The following is a 19,005-nucleotide window of genomic DNA, read 5'->3' on the forward strand; positions in this document are numbered from 1 at the left end:
AGGCGCTTGCGCCATCCGATTCCGAGCAAGGCTGCATCATGCTTTACGTCCCGCCCCGCTGGCTTCCCGGCGGCCATCTCCAGACCATCTATCCCTCCACCTTCCTGCCCAAGCCGAAGGTGGCTTTCCGGCGCGAGCGCTGGGAAGCGCCCGACGGCGACTTCATCGACATCGATTTCGTCGACGGCCAGCCTGGACGGCCGCTGCTGGTGCTGTTCCACGGGCTGGAAGGCTCGTCCGGCAGCCACTACAGCCGCGCGCTCATGGCGGAAGTAGAGCGGCGTGGCTGGCATGGGGCGATTCCGCATTTTCGCGGCTGCTCGGGGGAAATCAACCTGGCACCGCGCTTCTATCACTCGGGCGATAGCGCCGAGCTGGACTGGATCATCCGCCGCCTGAAGCTGCGCCAGCAAGACCTGGCGGCCACGCACCTGTACGCCTGCGGCGTTTCGCTGGGTGCCAATGCGCTGCTGCGCTGGCTGGGCGAATCCCAGCACGAGGCCGAAATCGTCGACGCCGCCTGCGCAGTGTCGGCACCGCTGGACCTGGCCGGGGGCGGCGCGGCGCTGGCCAGCGGCTTCAACCGGCTCTATACCTGGGTGTTCCTGCGCACCATGCGGCCCAAGTGCCTGGCCAAGCTGGACCAGTTCCCGGGCCTGTTCGACCGCGAGGCCCTGCTGTCGGCGCGCGACCTGTATGCCTTCGACAACGTGGTCACCGCGCCCCTGCATGGCTATCGCAATACCGACGATTACTGGGACCGCGCCAGCGCCAAGCACATCCTCAACGACATCAGCGTGCCCACGCTGGTATTGAATGCGCAGAATGATCCTTTCCTGCCGGCGCGCCACCTGCCGCGCGCGGCCGCACCGGAAGTGGTCTTGGAGTATCCCGAACAAGGCGGCCATGTCGGCTTCGCCGCAGGCGGCCCGCCGGGCAGCCTGGCGTGGCTGCCGCAGCGGCTGCTGCATTTCCTGGAAGGCAAGGCGGAGAGCGCCTTCGTGGCCCGCACGGAGCTGGCCCATGGATGAGATCGTCCGCCAGGCCATGGCCCGCTGGCCCAATGTGCCGCACTGCTTCGGCTGGCTGCGGCTGGATGCACGCGGACAATGGCGCATGCGCGACGAACAGGCGCAGCAGCTGGCGTTACCGGGAGATCCCATCCGCCACCCGGCCCTGCTGGCCTTCATCGACCGCAACTATGCCTGCGACGACATGGGCCGCTGGTATTTCCAGAACGGGCCGCAGCGGGTGTATGTGGATCTGGAATGGGTGCCGCATATCCTGCGGACCCAGCCGGGTGCGAATGCCCTGGTACCGTCGCTCATCCTGCATACCCAGGTCGCGGTGGAGCACCTCGATGCCGCCTGGATGGATGAGAACGGACGTCTCTACCTGCGCAGCGGCAACATCATTGCCGGCGTCGATGACCGCGACCTGGCCACCCTGCTGCCCTGCCTGCATCATGCCGGGCAGGCGGATGAAGAGGCCCTGCTGCGCTGGCTGGAGGGCGCTGAGGATTTGACGCTTTCCTTCACCTGGAACGGACAGGGCCTGCCGCTGCAGCGCATCGCCAGCGATCAACTGGAACAAACTTTCAGCTTCGTCTGTAGCCCCCGTCCCGCCTGACTTTGCGGCTGGCGGGAGTCAGCGGTCTTTGAGCTCCTTCTGCTCATCCTTCCAGCGCGCCTTCCATTCGCGCTCGCGCGCATCGATCTGCGACTGGTCGTAGAAGGTCGCATCGGGCGCCTTGCGGGCAATGCCCAACTGATCGATGGCAGCCAGCAGGCTGCCGTTGAGTGCATAGGATTCGGCCAGCGCCAGATGCTGCAGGGCCTGCTTGCCCTGAGCCGCGTAGACCTTGGCCAGCAGCTGCTGCACCTGGGCATCCGAACGATACAGCTGCGCCTGGTCGCGCAGGTAGGCCACGGCCTGGTCATAGCGGTTGGCGGCGATCAGGGCATCGGCGTACTGGCGCGCGACGCTGCGCGAGATGGGGAACTGCTGGCGCATGCTCTGCGCCACCTGCAGCGCCTGCTGGGTCTGCTTGCGGGCGATCTTGATGTCGATGTCGAGGCTGCCGAAGAAGATGCCGGTCTTCATCGGGATGGCCGCTTCCTGGGCCTCCTTGAGCGCGGCCTCGGCCTGCTCGAAGCGGTTCTGGCGGTAGTAGGCGTAAGCCAGGCCATACTTGGCGGCCGCCGTCATCAGCTTGGTATTGTTTTTGGCCTGGTCGGTGAACTTGGCCACGTTATCGCGCAGGCCCTGCACGCTGTCATTCTGCAAGACCTGGGTGCGCACGCGCGCCAGCTGGAATTCCGGGTTGTCCACACGCTGCTTGTAGCGCTGGTCGCGGATGCGGGCCTGGATGTCGGCGATACGCTCGGTGGTCAGCGGGTGCGTCATCAGGTAAGGCGGCACCGCATCGCTGTAATTGCGCGAGGCCGTCTGCAAGCGGCCGAAGAAGGTCACCATGCCCGACGGATCGAAGCCGCCATCGCGCATGATCTGCAGGCCGATGCGGTCGGCTTCGCGTTCGGCATCGCGGCTGAAGTTGAGCTGCCGCTGTACCGCCAGCCCGGTGCCGCCCATCATGGTCGCCATGGCGGCATCGCCCCCGGCCTTGGAAACGCCGGCCAGCGCACCCAGCACGATGGCCGCCAGCTGGATCATGGAGTTCTGCTTCTGCTGGCCCAGCATGCGGGCGATGTGACGCTGGGCCACGTGGCCGATTTCGTGCGACATCACGCCGGCCAGTTCGGATTCGGACTGCGCCGCCAGCACCAGGCCGCTGTTGACCCCGATGAAGCCGCCCGGTAGCGCGAAGGCGTTGAGCATGGGATCGCGCACCATGAAGAACTGGAAATCGAAGCCGGCTTCGCCACGCACCTCGGGGTGGATGGAGACCAGGTTCTGGCCGAAATTGTTGAGGTATTCGGAGATCGGACCATCGTCGACGTAGTCGCGGTCGGTGCGGATGTCGCGCATGATTTCTTCGCCCAGCTTGCGCTCCATCAGCGGCGACAGGCCTTCGCGCTCGGTATCGCCCAGGGTCGGCAGACCTTGCGCCACACCGGGATGCGGCAACAGCGTCAAGGGGGCGGCCGGCAGCAACAGGAAGGTGGCGCTGAGCGCACGCATGAGCATGCGGCGCAGGGGGCGGCGGGAAAGTTCAGGAACGGTTCGTGGCATGGACCCAGTCATCAATGGCAGATACATGGTGAAAGCAAGACAGCGACTGCGGTGCGGGCGGTGCACAGCACGGCGCTGGCGGCAAGCCGCAGGCTGCCTGCTATGATACCCGCTCCTATCCCTTCATTTCATCATCAGCGAACCAGCATGAGCACATCCGGCGACTCCGCGCCCAACGGCGGCCTCACTCATTTCGACCAGGACGGACAAGCGCACATGGTCGATGTCGGCGGCAAGAACGAGACCCATCGCGTGGCGCTGGCCACCGGCGTGATCCGCATGCAGCCAGCCACGCTGGCCATCATTGAATCGGGCACGGCCAAGAAGGGCGACGTGCTGGGCATCGCCCGCATCGCCGCCATCATGGCAGCCAAGCGCACCGGCGACCTGATCCCGCTGTGCCATCCGCTGGCCTTGACGCATGTGTCGGTGGAGTTCGAGACCGATGCAGCCAGTTCTTCCGTACGCTGTACCGCACGGGTGGAAACCTTCGGCAAGACCGGGGTGGAGATGGAAGCGCTCACCGCCGTGCAGGTCGGGCTGCTGACCGTCTACGACATGAGCAAGGCGGTCGACAAGACCATGGTCATGACCGATATCTGCGTGACCGAAAAGCGCGGCGGCAAGAGCGACATCAGCATGGCGCGACCTTGAGGCGGGAAGCTGCAGCAAATTCGCTGTGGACAAGACAAATGAACATTTGAACAAATGACAAACGCGCCCGAGGGCGCGTTTTTTTCATGCTGCATCCGCCGCTGCTACCGCAGATCAGCCGCGGCAGTTGGCCGGTGCAAACTTGGCCGGCAGCGTACCGGCGACGAAGCCGGTATTGGCCGTCGCGCCTTCAGGCGTGGCCGCCTGCTTCACCTCCTTGGCGGCGCATTGCCACTGGATGGTGCCGGAGGTGATGGTGGGGGTCAGGGTGAGCGTGCCACCGTCCCCGACACGCGGGCTGTAGGTGATCGTGATGACGCCGCCCACGCCGCGCTTTTCCATCGGCGAGACCTCGATCTTGCTGACGTTGTCGGTCGGGGTGAAGGCCGGCAGGCCCAGCTGCGCCACGGTGAAGACGCCGTTGTTGGAGCTGATCTGCTCGGTCACGGCCAGCTTGTAGGGTTCGGCCAGGTTGAAGCCTTCCGAGACGCGCGCGCGGGCGATGTAGTCCTGGTATTGCGAGGCCCCCAGCATCGCAAGAATGCCGACGATGGCCAGCGTAACCATCAGTTCGAGCAGGGTGAAGCCTTGTTGGGGACGACGGGTGACGACGGGTTTCATGGGATCCTCGTAAAAATGAAAAGGGCGTTGCCAGTATCGGCAGCGCCGGTCATGCGTACCAGCGAAAAAATTGCAAAGCTATCAGGTTTGTCGTGCTGCGGCGCTGACATGGCTCAAGCATGCCCTGCAGCCGGGCGTGTTGGCACAGGGCCTGCCCTGGCCTGCAGCGTGTCGGCCATCCCCATGGCCTGCACACGCCTTGCCGTTCAGGCGGCCGTTTTCTGGCGCTCCTGCTTCCTGCGCTTGAGCGTCAGGCCGGTCAGCACCACGCCAAGCGCACCGACCAGGCCGGGCAGGCTCAGGTGCACGGCAGCGCCCGGCAAGACGAATTCGGTATCGCCAATGAAGCCCGCGATCCAGCCCTGTACGGCGACATCGCTGAAGATCATGCCTCCGGCAATGTAGCCGAGCAAGGCTGCGCCCAGCGTGACGATGACCGGGAATTTCTCCATCAGCTTCAGTACCAGGGTACTGCCCCAGACGATGATGGGGATGCTGACCACGATGCCGAACACCACCAGCAGCAGCTGGTGCTCACCGGCCGCCTGCTCGGCGGCACTGGCAATGGCAATCACGTTGTCCAGACTCATCACCAGGTCCGCCACGATCACGGTCTTGACGGCGCCCCAGAGTCGGTCGCTGCCATTGATGTCGGTGTGCTCGTCGTCTTCATTGAGCAGCTTGATGCCGATCCACAGCAACAGAATGCCGCCGATCAGCTTGAGGAACGGCAACTGCAGCATCGTCACGGCAAAGGCGATCAAGGCGATGCGGATGCCGATGGCACCCACGGTACCCCAGACGATGCCCCTCATGCGCAGCTTGTCGGGCAGGTTGCGGCAGGCCAGCGCAATGACGATGGCGTTGTCGCCGCCGAGCAGGATGTCGATCAGGATGATCTGCGCCACGGCGACCCAGTTCAGGTTGGCCAGGAATTCCATGCATGTCCTCTTGGAAAAACAGCGCCTCGGAGCGGGCGCATGGCTGGAAGACCGCGTCGTGCGCGGTTAGTGCCTCCCGTCGGGACGGCTTGCCATAAATGACATGGGGAGCCGGAGCTCCCCATGCTGGTCTTGCTGGTACTACTGGTCTTGCGGGTACTGCTTTACTGCCGTGGCTGAGTCAGCCTGTGGCCAATTACAGCACCGACTTCAGCAGGCGGCCCATTTCGGACGGGTTGCGGGTGACCTTGATGCCGCACTCTTCCATGATGGCCAGCTTGGCTTCGGCGGTGTCAGCACCACCGGAGATCAGGGCACCTGCGTGGCCCATGCGCTTGCCCGGGGGCGCGGTCACGCCGGCGATGAAGCCAACCACCGGCTTCTTCATGTTGTCCTTGATCCAACGAGCAGCGTTGGCTTCGTCAGGACCACCGATTTCACCGATCATGATGACGGCGTCGGTGTCCGGATCGTCGTTGAAGGCCTTCATGACGTCGATGTGCTTCAGGCCGTTGATCGGGTCGCCACCGATACCGACGGCGGAGGACTGGCCCAGGCCCAGGGCGGTCAGCTGGCCCACGGCTTCATAGGTCAGGGTGCCCGAGCGGGACACCACGCCGATGCGGCCCTTCTTGTGGATATGGCCGGGCATGATGCCGATCTTGATTTCGTCCGGGGTGATCAGGCCGGGGCAGTTCGGGCCCAGCAGCAGGGTCTTGGAACCGGCCTTGGCCATGCGGTCCTTCAGGGCCAGCATGTCACGCACGGGGATGCCTTCGGTGATGCAGATGGCCAGGTCCAGCTCGGCTTCAACGGCTTCCCAGATGGCAGCAGCAGCGCCGGCGGGCGGCACGTAGATCACGGAAACGGTGGCGCCGGTGGCGTTCTTGGCTTCGGTGACGTTGGCATAGATGGGGATGCCTTCGAAGTCTTCACCGGCCTTCTTGGGGTTCACGCCTGCGACGAAGGCATTCTTGCCGTTCGCGTAGTCGCGGCACATGCGGGTGTGGAACTGACCGGTCTTGCCGGTGATACCTTGGGTGATGACCTTGGTGTCTTTGTTGATGAGGATCGACATTTCTCTTCCTTGACTGTGATGCCTGCGCCGCGGGCGGCGCCTGGACTGCAATGGCTTGCAGCCGGCGGCTCGCGCCGCGCAGGCTTGCGTATTGGGTTACTTACTTGGCAGCTGCCACGACCTTTTGGGCGGCTTCTTCCATGGAATCGGCCGAGATGATCGGCAGACCGGAATCGGCCAACAGCTTCTTGCCCAGGTCTTCGTTGGTGCCCTTCATGCGCACCACCAGGGGCACCTTCAGCGAGACGGCCTTGGAAGCCGCGATCACGCCTTCGGCGATCACGTCACAGCGCATGATGCCGCCGAAGATGTTGACCAGGATGGCCTTCAGTTCGGGGTTCTTCAGCATGATCTTGAAGGCTTCGGTGACCTTCTCGGTGGTGGCACCGCCGCCCACGTCCAGGAAGTTGGCCGGCTCGCCGCCGAACAGCTTGATGGTGTCCATGGTGGCCATGGCCAGGCCGGCGCCGTTGACCAGGCAGCCGATGTTGCCGTCCAGGGAGATGTAGGCCAGGTCGAACTTGGAAGCTTCGACTTCAGCCGGATCTTCTTCGTCCAGGTCGCGGTAGGCGACGATTTCCGGGTGACGGAACAGGGCGTTGGAGTCGAAGTTGAACTTGGCGTCCAGGGCGATGACCTTGCCGTCGCCGGTCAGGATCAGGGGGTTGATTTCAGCCAGGGAAGCGTCGGTTTCCCAGTAAGCCTTGTACAGGCCTTGCAGGTTCTGGCGAGCAGCCGGGATCGATTCGGCAGGCACGCCGATCTTGGCGGCCACGTCGTCGGCTTGGGCGTCGGTCAGGCCATCGATCGGGTCGATGATGACGTTGTGGATCTTTTCCGGGTTGCTGTGGGCAACTTCTTCGATGTCCATGCCGCCTTCGCTGGAGGCCATCAGGACGACCTTCTGCGAGACACGGTCGGTCACCAGGGAAACGTACAGTTCCTTCTTGATGTCAGCGCCTTCTTCGATCAGCAGGCGGCGAACCTTCTGGCCTTCGGGACCGGTCTGGTGCGTGACCAGCTGCATGCCCATGATCTGGTTGGCGTATTCCTTGACCTGCTCGATGGACTTGGCCACCTTCACGCCACCGCCCTTGCCACGGCCGCCTGCATGGATCTGGGCCTTGACGACCCACACCGGGCCGCCGAGCTTCTGGGCAGCCGCTTCGACTTCGTCGACCGACATGCAAGGAATGCCGCGCGGCACGGTTACGCCGAACTGGCGCAGGATTTCTTTACCCTGATACTCATGGATTTTCATGGGAGCTTCCCTTTAGACACTGAATGAATGAAACTTGCCGGATTGAAATTCGGTAGCCGGCATCGAGCCGGCCGACCAGAAAGCAGACTGCAACCCGCAGGCGGGGGTCGCATCCGTTGCCGGATGGAGTCGGGCGCAGGCGTGAGCTGCGCGGGTTGCGAGTGAATTCGTCGAATTGGGCATATGCATGCCGTCTGCTTTAGTTGGTCTGATAGTCGAAACACGCCAGCTTGCGCCGAAGCGTTCGCATTATCCATTCCTGCTCCTGACGTGGGCCTTGCACCGATGCGCCGTTTTAACAAACCGGCAACACGCGATATCTCCTCAGGCTTGCGCGCCGCAGCAAAAACTTCCGAATTTTAGCACACGACAAACGGCCTGTTGGCCGGTAGCGCTAACACGGGACGCAATGCGCCGGAATTACCATCGGACAGGACAAGTCCACACGCCGGCGGGATATTTTCAGTGAAAAACGGGAAAAATGTGCTCGACCGGGCTGGCCGCAGGGCGTGCCACCAGGTCTCAGGCGGACTCTTCGTCGTCGGCCCAAGCTTTCTGAAAGGCTTCACGGATGCTGCGATGGGAAAACCCCCGCTGCTGGAGGAAGCGCATCTGCTTTGCCCGGGTCTCCGCATCGGGTGGTGGCGCACTGTACTTGCGCCGCAGCACCTGCGCGGCGCGGTCGCCCTCCCCGGCGGCCAGATCGGCCTTCAGTTCGGCGATGGCTTCACCTTCGATACCATGGCCGTGAAGTTCGGAGATGATGCGCTGATTGCCGTAGCGCGCCGAGCGGCGATGCACGAGCGATTCGGAAAAACGTTCTTGGGAAAGGAAACGGGACTGCTCCAGCCATTGCAGGAGCGCGTCGATGTCATCGCCCTCTTGCGCGTAAGGGGCAAGCTTACGCGCAAGTTCCTGGCGACTATGCTCACGTGAAGAGAGATATTTGAGCGCCCTTGCTTTCAGGCTGATCGGCGGTCTTGGCATGTTGCGAACTTGCTGTACTGCGGTATTGCCTCCCGCCGAGACCGCCAACACAGCACGGCACCAGCGGGATAAACAAGCACCATCACGACCTCCAGGGCTCAGGCAAACCCTGTCGCCGTGATGACGCTTGAATCCTTTAAGCGCGGATTCAGGAAGCCTTGGCTTCCGCTTCGCCGCCGGCCAGCTCCGGCACGCCCAGTGCGACGCGGACCTTGTTCTCGATCTCGCGGGCCAGTTCCGGATGTTCCTTCAGGTAGTTGCGGGCATTGTCCTTGCCCTGGCCAATGCGCTCGCCGTTGTAGCTGTACCAGGCGCCGGACTTCTCGACCACCTTGTGTTCCGAACCCAGGTCCAGAATCTCGCCTTCGCGGGAAGTGCCTTCGCCATACAGGATGTCGAAGTGGGCTTCGCGGAACGGGGGCGCGACCTTGTTCTTGACGACCTTGACCTTGGTCTCGCTGCCGATGACTTCATCACCCGACTTGATCGAGCCGGTACGGCGGATGTCCAGGCGCACGGAAGCGTAGAACTTCAGCGCGTTACCGCCGGTGGTGGTTTCCGGGTTGCCGAACATGACACCGATCTTCATGCGGATCTGGTTGATGAAGATCACGGTGGTGTTGGTGCGGTTGATGCTGCCGGTCAGCTTGCGCAGTGCCTGCGACATCAGGCGGGCTTGCAGGCCGGGCAGGGAATCGCCCATGTCGCCTTCGATTTCAGCCTTGGGGGTCAGCGCGGCCACGGAGTCGACCACGATCAGGTCCACCGCACCGGAACGCACCAGGGCGTCGCAGATTTCCAGGGCCTGTTCACCGGTATCGGGCTGCGAGATCAGCAGGTCGTTCAGGTTCACGCCCAGCTTCTGGGCATAGGTGACGTCCAGCGCGTGCTCGGCGTCGATGAAGGCGCAGGTGCCGCCCAGCTTCTGCATTTCGGCGATCGATTGCAGGGTCAGGGTGGTTTTGCCCGAGGATTCCGGACCATAGATTTCGATGACGCGGCCACGCGGCAGGCCGCCGATGCCCAGGGCGATGTCCAGGCCCAGGGAGCCGGTGGAAACCGCCTGGATTTCCTCAGCGATGACGCCATCTTCCATGCGCATCACCGAGCCCTTGCCAAACTGCTTTTCAATCTGTGCCAACGCGGCGGCCAGCGCCTTGCTCTTTTCAGAGTTGTTCGCAGCTTTTTTGTCGTCCATAAATCTCTCTCGGCAAAATGTCGTGAAGACGGGTGTCAGGGGGAGTCTTGCTGATGTTGCTTGAATATTGCTTGGATCTTGCTCGCGGTGGCTGGCCATCGCCGGCCCGCCGCTGAGTTTGCCCGGCAGCAGTGGATGACCGCGCCGATAGAGCGATACTGTATAAAAAAACAGTGCCCGGCGCAAGCCTTTTTGTCGGCCCAGATTTCATCCGTGGGCGAAAACCACAATTATACGAGAGCCCGCCCTGCCAAAAACTTCATAAATCGCAGAGGAATGATGCATGGAAGGAAAAAAAACGGCACACTCGTGAGTTGGTGGGAATAATTCGTCAGCAATGGCTTAATTGATATCAATAGTCGTCATCTTGCACGATATTGCATCGCGGCAATTATTCGGCCCACGGCATTCCGCAATCCCGAACAGATCGCCTTACAGATCGCTTTACAGACCGTTCTCATGAGTTTAGTGCCCTTCAGCCACATCAGCGCCCTGCGCTGCCTGGTCATCGACGACATGCCGACGATGCGCCAGAACATCCGCATGCACCTCGGGCAGCTCGGCGTGACCAAGGTCGACCAGGCCGCCACGCCCGATGAAGCCATCCGCTTCGTGCAATCCGGCACCTATGACCTGATCATCTGCGACTACAACCTCAACAAGGAAAGCAACGGCCAGCAGCTGCTGGAGTTCTTCCGCACCCAGAACATGCTGTCGCCGACCTGCATGTTCATCATGGTGACGGCCGAGAGCGGCTACAACCTGGTGGCCAGCGCCGCCGAGTTCCAGCCCGACGCCTACATGTTGAAGCCGCTGACGGCCAGCCGCATCGCCGAGCGCGTGGATCGCCTGCTGGAGAAGCAGCACGCCATGCTGCCGGTGACCGAGAAGATGAAGCGCAAGGACATCGCCGGCGCCATCATCGAATGCGACAACGTGCTCAAGTCGGCCCCCAAGTGGATCGTCGAAATCATGAAGACCAAGGGCACGCTGCTGATCGAACAACGCCGCATCGACGAAGCGCGCGAGGTCTACAAGCAGGCCCTGGCCATGCGCGACGACCTGGTGTGGGCCAAGATCGGCCTGGCCCGCTGCAACATTGTGGCCGGCCAGATGGATGATGCGCGCGTGATCGTGCAAGACGTACTGGCGCAGAACAAGCAGTTCATCGCCGCCTACGACCTGATGGCGCAGATCGACGAAGCCCAGGGCAACCAGGAAGGCGCGCTGGAGGCGCTGACCAGGTCCTCCGAGATCATTCCCTCGGCGCGCCGCAGCCGCCTGGTGGGCGACGTGGCCTACCGCAGCGGCCATCTCGACCAGGCGCGCGAGGCCTATGACAAGGTCTTGAAGCACACCAAGGGTTCGCTCACCGCGCAGCCCACCGACCTGCTCTCGCTGGCCCAGGTGCACATCGACAGCGGCGATCCGGATGCCGCGCTGCGTTTGCTGGAAAGCGCGCCGCGCCGCTACGAGGAATCCAACCTCTTCGTCTCCGCGCAGGCCGCCGTGCAGGCCCAGGCCTACGTCCAGCTGGGCGACACCATCTCGGCCCAGCAAGCCTTCGAGACCGCCCGCCAGGCCGCCGGCAAGGAAGCCTCGGACACCGCCACCCTGGCCCTGGCCAAGGCCGCCTTCTCGATGGGCAAGGATGAGGAAGGTGCCAAGCTCATTGCCGAGGCCGTCAAGTCCGACCACGAGAACAAGACCCTGCAGATGCTGGCGCGCAAGGTGCTGGCCGATACCGGCCGCGCCAACCTGGCCGAGGAACTCATCGACGGTGCCGTCAAGCACTGCATGAGCATCATCGCCGAAGCCAATGCCCTCATGCGCAGCGCCAAACCCGACGAATCGCTGGCGCGCCTGGAAGAGGCGCTGGCCAGCATGCCGGAGAACACCGGCGTGCTGCTGGCGGCAGCCCAGCTGCACCTGCTGTGGATGAGCCAGCGCGGCTGGAACGAAGAATACGTCAAGCGCGTGCGCCGCTACCTGGCCACCCTGGACCGCCTGATTCCCGGCAACGATAGAGTCGCGAAGATGCACAAGTTCCTGCGCGACACCCTGACCAAAGTAGCCCCGAAGAGCTGACCATGGATCCCAAGCTTGCCGCGATCATCATTCACGACATCAAAAACTCCCTGGGCGTGCTGGAGGGGGAATTGCGCCGCCTGTCCGACGACGTGCCGCGCGTACAGCAGGCCCATGTCACCTGCCTGGCCCTGCAGGAAAAGCTGATCGCCTTCCTGACCCTCTACAAGGCCGATTCCCAGGGCCTGCGCGCGCAGGTCGAGGCCGTCTCGCCGCTGGACTTCCTCGATGCGCTGGTGCGCGAGCACGGCATGTCCCGCAGCAGCGACATCGCCCTGCGGGTGGACGAGACCGACATGCCGGTCATCGGCTTCTTCGATGAACACCTGGTGGCGCTGGCGCTGGAAGCGGCGCTGCAGAATGCCAGCCGCTTCGCGCGTTCGCAGATCGCGCTGGGCTGCCGCAAACATCCGGAAGGCGGCGTGATCTTCACGGTGCGCGACGATGGCCCCGGCATCGGCACCCAGGAAAAGAAGCCTTCCACCGGCTTGGGCATGGACCTGTGCAATGCCATTGCCACTGCCCACAACAAGGAGACCCGGCATGGCGAAGCGCGCCTGTCCAACCATCCTGATGGCGGTGCGCTGTTCGAGCTGTGCCTGCCCTGAACCGGTGGGGAGCGCCCGGCGCTGCCTCCTCCGCTTCGACCCTGTCCGGCCAGGGTCTCCTGTACAGCACTGCATGAGTGCAGAAGTGCATGAGTGCATGAGTACATGAATAGATGAGTACAGGAGTACAGGAGTACAGGAGCACAGGACTGCACCAGTAAACTTCTGCTCCACCCTATCCCTGCCCCTTTGCAGACGCCCCGCCCACATGCGCCGCCCGCATATGCAAGCGCGAAAATAGTCGTTCTTCCGCCAGGGCTTCCTCCTTAGAGTGTCGGTTGGTCCCGCCTGTGCGGCCGGCAATGGCCGCGCTGCGCCACCTCGCGCGGGACGATCCAACCAAGGGAGAACCCATTCATGCAACGCAGAGACTTCCTGCGCCTGGCCCCGGCCGCGCTCGGCGCTACCGTACTGGGCAGCGCGCCCCTGCTGGCGCGCGCCGCACAGCCGCCCAAGACCATCCGCCTGGACTATGCCTACTACTCGCCGCCCAGCCTGGTGCTGCGCAAGTTCGGCTGGCTGGAGGAAGACCTCAAGGCGCAAGGGACGGAAGTCAAATGGGTGCTCAGCGCCGGCAGCAACCGCGCGCTCGAATATCTCAACAGCGACAGCGTGGACTTTGGCAGCACCGCCGGCCTGGCCGCCCTGCTGGCGCGCGCCAACGGCAATCCGGTCAAGGCGGTCTACATCTATTCGCGTCCGGAATGGACGGCGCTGGCGGTGGGCAAGGATTCGACGGTGAAGTCCATCACCGAACTCAAGGGCAAGAAGATCGCCGCCACCAAGGGCACCGACCCGTATCTCTTCCTGCTGCGCGCGCTGCACGAGAACGGCCTCAAGAAGAGCGATGTCGAGATCGTCCACCTGCAGCACGCCGATGGCCGCGCTGCACTGGAACAGGGCCGCGTGGCCGCCTGGGCCGGGCTCGATCCGCATCTGGCCGCCAGTGAACTGGAAGCCGGATCACGCCTGATCTACCGCAACGTCAATTTCAACACTTACGGTTTCCTCAACGTCAGCGACACGTTCGCCGCCCGTCATCCGGACCAGGTCAAGCGCGTGATTGCCGCCTATGAACGTGCGCGCAACTGGATCATCACCCATCCCGACGAGACCGTGGCCCTGCTGTCGGAAGAGTCCAAGCTGTCGGCCCCGGTGGCGCGCCTGCAACTGAAGCGCAACGATTTCTCACACCCGCAGATCGGCCGCGAGCATATCGAAGCGCTGCGCGCTGCCTCGCCCATCCTGCTGGAAGAAGACCTGGTCAAGAGCGGCACCGACCTGCCGCGCACCATCAATGCTTTGATCGACCCCAGCTATGCGCAGGGCGTGGTGAAGGCCTGAGGCCATGGCTGATCCCATGCCGCTGCCGGCCACGCTGCAGGCCAAGTCCAAGCTGGGTAACCCGCAGGCCCAAGCCCACGGCCAGACCGAGGCCGCCCGGCCGCGCGGGGCGCGCGCCGCCACTGCGCGCCGCCGTGGCTGGCCGCATGACGATGGCTATCGTCCGGGGCGCTTCACCGGCTGGATCGTGCCTTTGCTGTTCCTGCTGGCGATAGAGGCCGCTGCCCGGCTCGACCTGGTTCCCGCGCGCCTGCTGCCACCGCCCAGCGAGCTGGCAACTACCCTGTGGAGGCTGGCGCAGCGCGGTGAATTGCTGCCGCATATCGCCGCCAGCCTCGCCCGTGTCGCCGCCGGCTTCGTGATCGGCAGCGTGCTGGCGGTCGCCCTGGGCCTGCTGGTCGGCATCAGCCGCCGCGCCGAAGCCCTGCTGGAACCCAGTTTCCAGGCGCTGCGCGCCATTCCCAGCCTGGCGTGGATCCCGCTCTTGCTGCTGTGGCTGGGCATTGATGAAACACCCAAGGTGGTGCTCATTGCCATCGGCGCCTTCTTCCCGACCTATCTGAACCTGGTGGCCGGCATTCGCGACATCGACCACAAGCTGATCGAAGTTGGCACCAGTTCCGGCCTCACCAGCACCGAACTGATCCGCCACATCCTGCTGCCGGCCGCCCTGCCCTACCTGTTTGCCGGCCTGCGTGGCGGCCTGAGCCTGGCCTGGATGTTCCTGGTGGCCGCCGAGCTGATCGCCGCCACCAAGGGCGTCGGCTACCTGCTCTCCGACGGGCGTGAGAGCAGCCGTCCGGACCTGGTGCTGGCGGCCATCCTGATCCTCGCCCTGCTGGGCAAGCTCAGCGACAGCCTGCTGCGCGCCGTCGAGCAGAAAAGCCTCGGCTGGCGCGATGCACGGCGTCAATCCAGCCAGCAGAAATCCTGATTTTCCCTTTTACCTGAGCACATCCATGTCCAAGCACCGCACCGACTTCACCCGCCGCCGCCTGCTGCAGGCTGGCGCCGCCCTGGGCCTGGGTGCCGTAGCACCCGCATCCGCGCTGGCGCTAAGCGGCAAGGCCATCCGCATCGGCTACCAGAAATCCTCCACCCTGCTGACCATCCTCAAAGCCAACGGCACGCTGGAAAAGCTGCTGGGACCCGGTGGCGCCAAGATCAGCTGGCATGAATTCGCCAGTGGCTTGCCGCTGCTCGAAGCACTCAACGTCGGCGGTGTCGACCTCAGCGCCGACGTGGCCGATACGGTGCCGGTGTTTGCCCAGGCGGCCGGCGCCAAGCTGGCCTATGTAGCGCAGGAATCGCCCTCGCCGGCCGCACAGGCCATCGTGGTGCGGGCCGATTCGCCGCTGCGCACGGCCAGCGACCTCAAGGGCAAGAAGATTGCCGTCACCAAGGCGGCCGGCGTGCACTACCTGTTGATCGCCACGCTGGAGAAGGCCGGACTGAAGTTCAGCGACGTCGATGCCGCCTACCTGTCGCCGGCCGATGGCCGCGCCGCCTTCGAACGCGGCAGCGTCGATGCCTGGGTCACCTGGGATCCCTTCCTGGCGGGCGTGCAGCGGCAATCGCAGGTGCGCATCCTTTCCGATGGACGCGGGGTGGCCGATTACCAGCGGTACTACCTGGCCTCGGCCAGCTTTGCGCAGGCCAATCCCGAGGTGTTGCGCGTGGTCTTCGATGAATTGAAGAAGACCGGGCTGTGGGTCAAGCAGCAGCCACGCGAGGCAGCAAACTTCCTGGCACCGCTCTGGGGCCTGGACGCCGACACCATCGAGCTGGCCAACAGCCGCCGCAGCTATGAGGTGCGCGCGGTCAGGCGCGAGGCCCTGGGCGAGCAGCAACGCATCGCCGACACCTTCCTGGCGGCTGGACTCCTGCCCAAGAAAGTCGATACCGGCGACGTGGTGATCTGGTCGCCCGGAAAGGCTGGCTGAACATGGACGGGCTGGACCAGATCACGCTGGTATTGCTGGTCATCCTCGTGGTGGTGGCGCTGCTGTTTCCCTTGTCGGACGGACGTCGTTCACGGCGCGACCGGGATCGGCATCGGGAGTGCTCCGGCAGTGCGCCGGACGAGCAATCTCACAAGCGCCGCTGATGCGGTGCTTTTTTTTTGAGCGCTGCGCCATGAAGGAAAAAGCCGGAAGAGGAATCGTGAAGCCCGCTACATAGGCGGTGGCGGACCGAAATGAAGAAAACTTCAGGCGTGGAATGCAGAACAAAGCGAACAAAAAAAACCGCCGGCAAAAGCCGGCGGTAAAACGGACTGGCGACGCTCATCCACTAACCGCCGCCTTCCGCGCCAAACTGAAACTTGTTACATGAACGTTCTTGCCAATTTGTCCGGGCCGATGACTCAGCCGTGCACCGGATCGAGCTGCTGGATACCAGCCAGCACCCAGCCGCCCTGGCCGGCAGCCGGCTTGGACAGGTTCCAGATCTCGGCGAACTGGGCCGGCGAGGCGGTCGGATCTTCCTTGATGAAGCCGAAGAACTTCACGCTGGCCAGGTAATCATTGCCCACGGTTTCCACGCCCAGCACTTCTGCATCCAGCGACACCACATCGGTCTGGTTGGCGGCAGCACCGCGTTCCTGGATCTGCAGGCGCAGCTCGGCAAACATCTCGGGCGTCGTGAATTCGCGGATGTCGTTGATGTCAGCCTTGTCCCATGCCGCTTGCAGGCGGATGAAGTAGGTCTTGGCATTGCGTACGAAGCCCACGGTGTCGAAACCGGCCGGGATGCCGTAGGCAGGCGCTGCCTCGGCATTGCCGAAACCACCGCCGAAACCGTTCTGGGTGGTCGAGGCTGCGGACTGGTCGGTCTTCAACATGGAGCCGATCTGCGGCGTGGCCGATTGGGTGTCAGCCGCTTGCGGTGCGGCGCTGGCCCAGGCCGGTGCCGGTTGCGCGGACTGTGCCGACTCCGACTTGCGGCGGAACAGGCGGATCACGAACATGATCGCCAGGGCGATCAAGGCCACGGTCAGGATGGTGCTGATCATGCTGGCCAGTGCGCCACCCAGGCCGAAGTGCGACAGCAGCGCGCCCAGGCCCAGGCCCAACAATGCGCCACCCAGCAGGCCCTTCCACATGCTCGGCTTGGCCGCTGCGGCAGCCGGAGCGGCGGCAGGTGCGGCCGGCTTGGCAGCGGCAGCCTGGTTCTGCTGCATCGGGGCAGGGCTTTGCGCCTGACGGCTGGCGCTGGAAGACTGTTTGCCGATCGAACCGCCACCGCCAAGACGCTTGGCTTCGACGGCCGACATGCCAACAGAGAGCGTCATCACCGCCACTATCAGCGCGACAAATGCTTTTTTCATGCTATCTCCTAGAGGATTCTGATGATGTGATGCGGTCACATCGGCCGTAATTCGGGAATAACTGGATCGGGTGTGCCCTGGCAGATCAGCGCCGGCGCGAGCGGGCCGGCGCTGGCCGCGCACGCGCAGGGTCCTGCTGTCGCACGGCGCGAAGCCTCAGATCATCAGGGGCAGTTCAGCGGGCGCAGCAAAACCTGTCGCGCGTGGCGACGGGATCAGGCCCGGGGAGGACGTCCTGCGCGGGGCAGGAACGGGGGTTGCAGGGCGGCATCGCTACGCAGAGCGGGCGCCAGGCGGGAAGTTTGCGGCACCATGGCCAGGGATTGCATCAGCACGGGCTCGTCACCGATACCGGCGTGCGTGGAGAAATCTTCACCGCTGTCGGCGTAACCAGTGCTGTCTTCGTCGCTGCCGGCGGCATCGGCCACCAGGGCGTGCGACTGGTCTTCAGCGGGCGACACGGCCTGGTCGGACAGGGAAACGGTCTTGGACACCAGGTGCTGGGTCGCCACGGCGGCTTGCACCGGGGCCGGCACTGCGAAGTCGGTCGCGGCCATCGAGCTGGCGTACGTCAGCACCGCTGCAAATACTTGCACCGGGAGCAGACAGATCAGCAGGAGGACCCACAAACGTTTCATCAGATTTTCCAGCGGTTTTCCAGAAATGGATGCGAGAAATTATATCAACAAAAATTGCGCTGCCAGCAAGTAAATATTGCTGACGCTTCCTACTATAAGGCCTAAGCTTCAGACTTCAATGCCCTAATCTGAATTGTTACACTTCAAAGCCGCGACGTGACCTGGCGCAAAGACGGGTCTCATCAGGCAATCCCTGATTTGCATTGGGGGTTGAATTAGTGGAATATGAATGAAAAGGAAGCACAATAATTCAACCATCCGAGACAATTCAGCCGGCCCTGCCTCGCTGACCGATCCCTATGCGCATCCTCCTTGCTGAAGACGACAGCGTACTGGCCGACGGACTGACCCGTTCCCTGCGCCATTCCGGCTATGCCGCCGATTGCGTCAAGAACGGCGTGGAAGCCGATTCCGCCTTGTCCACCCAGGATTTCGACCTGCTGATCCTGGACCTGGGCCTGCCCAAGATGTCCGGCCTGGAGGTGCTGCGACGCCTGCGCGCGCGCAATTCGCGCCTGCCGGTACTGATCCTGACGGCGGCCGATTCGGTGGAACAGCGCGTGCAAGGCCTGGACCTCGGTGCCGACGACTACATGGCCAAGCCTTTTGCCCTCTCCGAACTGGAAGCACGGGTGCGGGCGCTGACCCGGCGCGGTGCCGGCGGCGGGCCGACCGTCATCAAGCATGGTCCGCTGTCCTTCGACCAGGTCGGCCGCATTGCCTACATCGGCGAGCAGATGCTGGAACTGTCGGCGCGGGAACTGGGGCTGCTCGAAGTATTATTGCAACGCACGGGCCGCCTGGTCTCCAAGGAACAGCTGGTGGACCACCTGTGCGAATGGGGAGAGGAAGTCAGCAACAATGCCATCGAGGTCTATGTCCATCGCCTGCGCAAGAAAATCGAGGTCGGCGGCGTGCGCATCGCCACCGTGCGTGGGCTCGGCTATTGCCTGGAGAAGCTGCCCGAGAACGGCGCTGCCCCGCTGGCGGCCTCCAACAACGCGGCCTGAAGCCGCGTCCGCCTTCGCTTCTGGCCTGCAAGCCGCGCGCTGATCCCCCATGACCGC

General features: G+C 63.7%; 19 protein-coding genes. 10 read left to right on the plus strand and 9 right to left on the minus strand.

From position 1 onward, the window contains the following. Positions 1–38: 38 nt before the first annotated feature. Positions 39–1,031, plus strand: a complete 993-nt coding sequence (locus tag FYB76_RS15970) for a YheT family hydrolase (protein WP_088754593.1) — start codon at positions 39–41, stop codon at positions 1,029–1,031. Further along, entirely contained in the window at positions 1,024–1,629 is a 606-nt protein-coding gene (locus tag FYB76_RS15975; RefSeq protein ID WP_088754592.1) for a DUF2946 family protein, read from the plus strand. Before FYB76_RS15970 ends, FYB76_RS15975 begins: the two co-directional genes overlap by 8 nt. An 18-nt stretch (positions 1,630–1,647) precedes the next feature. Here FYB76_RS15975 and FYB76_RS15980 read toward each other — a convergent pair whose 3' ends face one another. Next, a complete protein-coding gene (locus tag FYB76_RS15980; RefSeq protein ID WP_154134256.1) occupies positions 1,648–3,192 on the minus strand; it encodes a M48 family metalloprotease in 1,545 nt (514 codons plus the stop codon). A gap of 147 nt (positions 3,193–3,339) precedes the next feature. Between FYB76_RS15980 and moaC the strand changes: the two genes are divergently transcribed. Further along, the gene (gene moaC, locus FYB76_RS15985; protein ID WP_154134257.1) at positions 3,340–3,846 is read left to right on the plus strand and encodes a cyclic pyranopterin monophosphate synthase MoaC; all 507 of its coding nucleotides are present in this window, start codon (positions 3,340–3,342) and stop codon (positions 3,844–3,846) included. A 114-nt stretch (positions 3,847–3,960) separates the two neighbouring features. Here moaC and FYB76_RS15990 read toward each other — a convergent pair whose 3' ends face one another. The 6 genes from FYB76_RS15990 to recA all read right to left on the minus strand — a co-directional run bounded on the left by FYB76_RS15990 (position 3,961) and on the right by recA (position 9,932). Continuing rightward, positions 3,961–4,467, minus strand: coding sequence for a pilin (locus FYB76_RS15990; protein WP_088754589.1), 507 nt, complete (start codon positions 4,465–4,467; stop codon positions 3,961–3,963). Between the two features lie 206 nt (positions 4,468–4,673). After that, entirely contained in the window at positions 4,674–5,408 is a 735-nt protein-coding gene (locus tag FYB76_RS15995; protein ID WP_088754588.1) for a TerC family protein, read from the minus strand. Positions 5,409–5,604: 196 nt separating this feature from the next. Beyond that, entirely contained in the window at positions 5,605–6,486 is an 882-nt protein-coding gene (gene sucD, locus FYB76_RS16000) for a succinate--CoA ligase subunit alpha (RefSeq protein WP_013232695.1), read from the minus strand. A gap of 100 nt (positions 6,487–6,586) precedes the next feature. Then, positions 6,587–7,747 carry an ADP-forming succinate--CoA ligase subunit beta gene (gene sucC, locus FYB76_RS16005; RefSeq protein ID WP_088754587.1) on the minus strand — a complete coding sequence of 387 codons (1,161 nt, stop codon included), beginning with the start codon at positions 7,745–7,747 and terminating at the stop codon, positions 6,587–6,589. Positions 7,748–8,269: 522 nt separating this feature from the next. Beyond that, positions 8,270–8,734 carry a recombination regulator RecX gene (gene recX / locus FYB76_RS16010; protein WP_088754586.1) on the minus strand — a complete coding sequence of 155 codons (465 nt, stop codon included), beginning with the start codon at positions 8,732–8,734 and terminating at the stop codon, positions 8,270–8,272. A 148-nt stretch (positions 8,735–8,882) separates the two neighbouring features. Beyond that, positions 8,883–9,932: a recombinase RecA gene (recA, locus tag FYB76_RS16015; RefSeq protein WP_008325554.1), complete on the minus strand. Its 1,050-nt coding sequence runs from the start codon at positions 9,930–9,932 to the stop codon at positions 8,883–8,885. Positions 9,933–10,391: 459 nt separating this feature from the next. On the opposite strand from recA, the gene FYB76_RS16020 reads away from it, so the two are divergent. The 6 genes from FYB76_RS16020 (at position 10,392) to FYB76_RS26660 (ending at position 16,079) form a co-directional block, all read left to right on the plus strand. Continuing rightward, entirely contained in the window at positions 10,392–12,020 is a 1,629-nt protein-coding gene (locus FYB76_RS16020) for a response regulator (protein WP_088754585.1), read from the plus strand. A 2-nt stretch (positions 12,021–12,022) separates the two neighbouring features. After that, entirely contained in the window at positions 12,023–12,628 is a 606-nt protein-coding gene (locus FYB76_RS16025) for a sensor histidine kinase KdpD (protein ID WP_088754584.1), read from the plus strand. Positions 12,629–12,985: 357 nt separating this feature from the next. Then, positions 12,986–13,972, plus strand: coding sequence for an aliphatic sulfonate ABC transporter substrate-binding protein (locus FYB76_RS16030; protein WP_154134258.1), 987 nt, complete (start codon positions 12,986–12,988; stop codon positions 13,970–13,972). 4 nt (positions 13,973–13,976) lie between these two features. Then, positions 13,977–14,906 (plus strand): ABC transporter permease, encoded by a 930-nt coding sequence (locus tag FYB76_RS16035; protein ID WP_229296987.1) that lies wholly within the window; start codon positions 13,977–13,979, stop codon positions 14,904–14,906. A gap of 25 nt (positions 14,907–14,931) precedes the next feature. Then, positions 14,932–15,915 (plus strand): aliphatic sulfonate ABC transporter substrate-binding protein, encoded by a 984-nt coding sequence (locus tag FYB76_RS16040; RefSeq protein WP_154134259.1) that lies wholly within the window; start codon positions 14,932–14,934, stop codon positions 15,913–15,915. 2 nt (positions 15,916–15,917) lie between these two features. Further along, positions 15,918–16,079, plus strand: coding sequence for a hypothetical protein (locus tag FYB76_RS26660; RefSeq protein ID WP_195724649.1), 162 nt, complete (start codon positions 15,918–15,920; stop codon positions 16,077–16,079). Positions 16,080–16,337: 258 nt separating this feature from the next. Here the strand turns inward: FYB76_RS26660 and FYB76_RS16045 are convergent, their stop codons facing one another. Together FYB76_RS16045 and FYB76_RS16050 are read right to left on the minus strand one after the other, a co-directional pair. Beyond that, positions 16,338–17,300 carry a Tim44 domain-containing protein gene (locus FYB76_RS16045; protein ID WP_088754581.1) on the minus strand — a complete coding sequence of 321 codons (963 nt, stop codon included), beginning with the start codon at positions 17,298–17,300 and terminating at the stop codon, positions 16,338–16,340. A gap of 215 nt (positions 17,301–17,515) precedes the next feature. Then, the gene (locus FYB76_RS16050) at positions 17,516–17,938 is read right to left on the minus strand and encodes a hypothetical protein (protein WP_154134260.1); all 423 of its coding nucleotides are present in this window, start codon (positions 17,936–17,938) and stop codon (positions 17,516–17,518) included. 299 nt (positions 17,939–18,237) lie between these two features. Between FYB76_RS16050 and FYB76_RS16055 the strand changes: the two genes are divergently transcribed. After that, a complete protein-coding gene (locus tag FYB76_RS16055; protein WP_088754579.1) occupies positions 18,238–18,948 on the plus strand; it encodes a response regulator transcription factor in 711 nt (236 codons plus the stop codon). Positions 18,949–19,005 lie beyond the last annotated feature (57 nt).

Source organism: Herbaspirillum sp. CAH-3, from assembly GCF_009668275.1.
GTDB lineage: Bacteria > Pseudomonadota > Gammaproteobacteria > Burkholderiales > Burkholderiaceae_D > Herbaspirillum > Herbaspirillum aquaticum.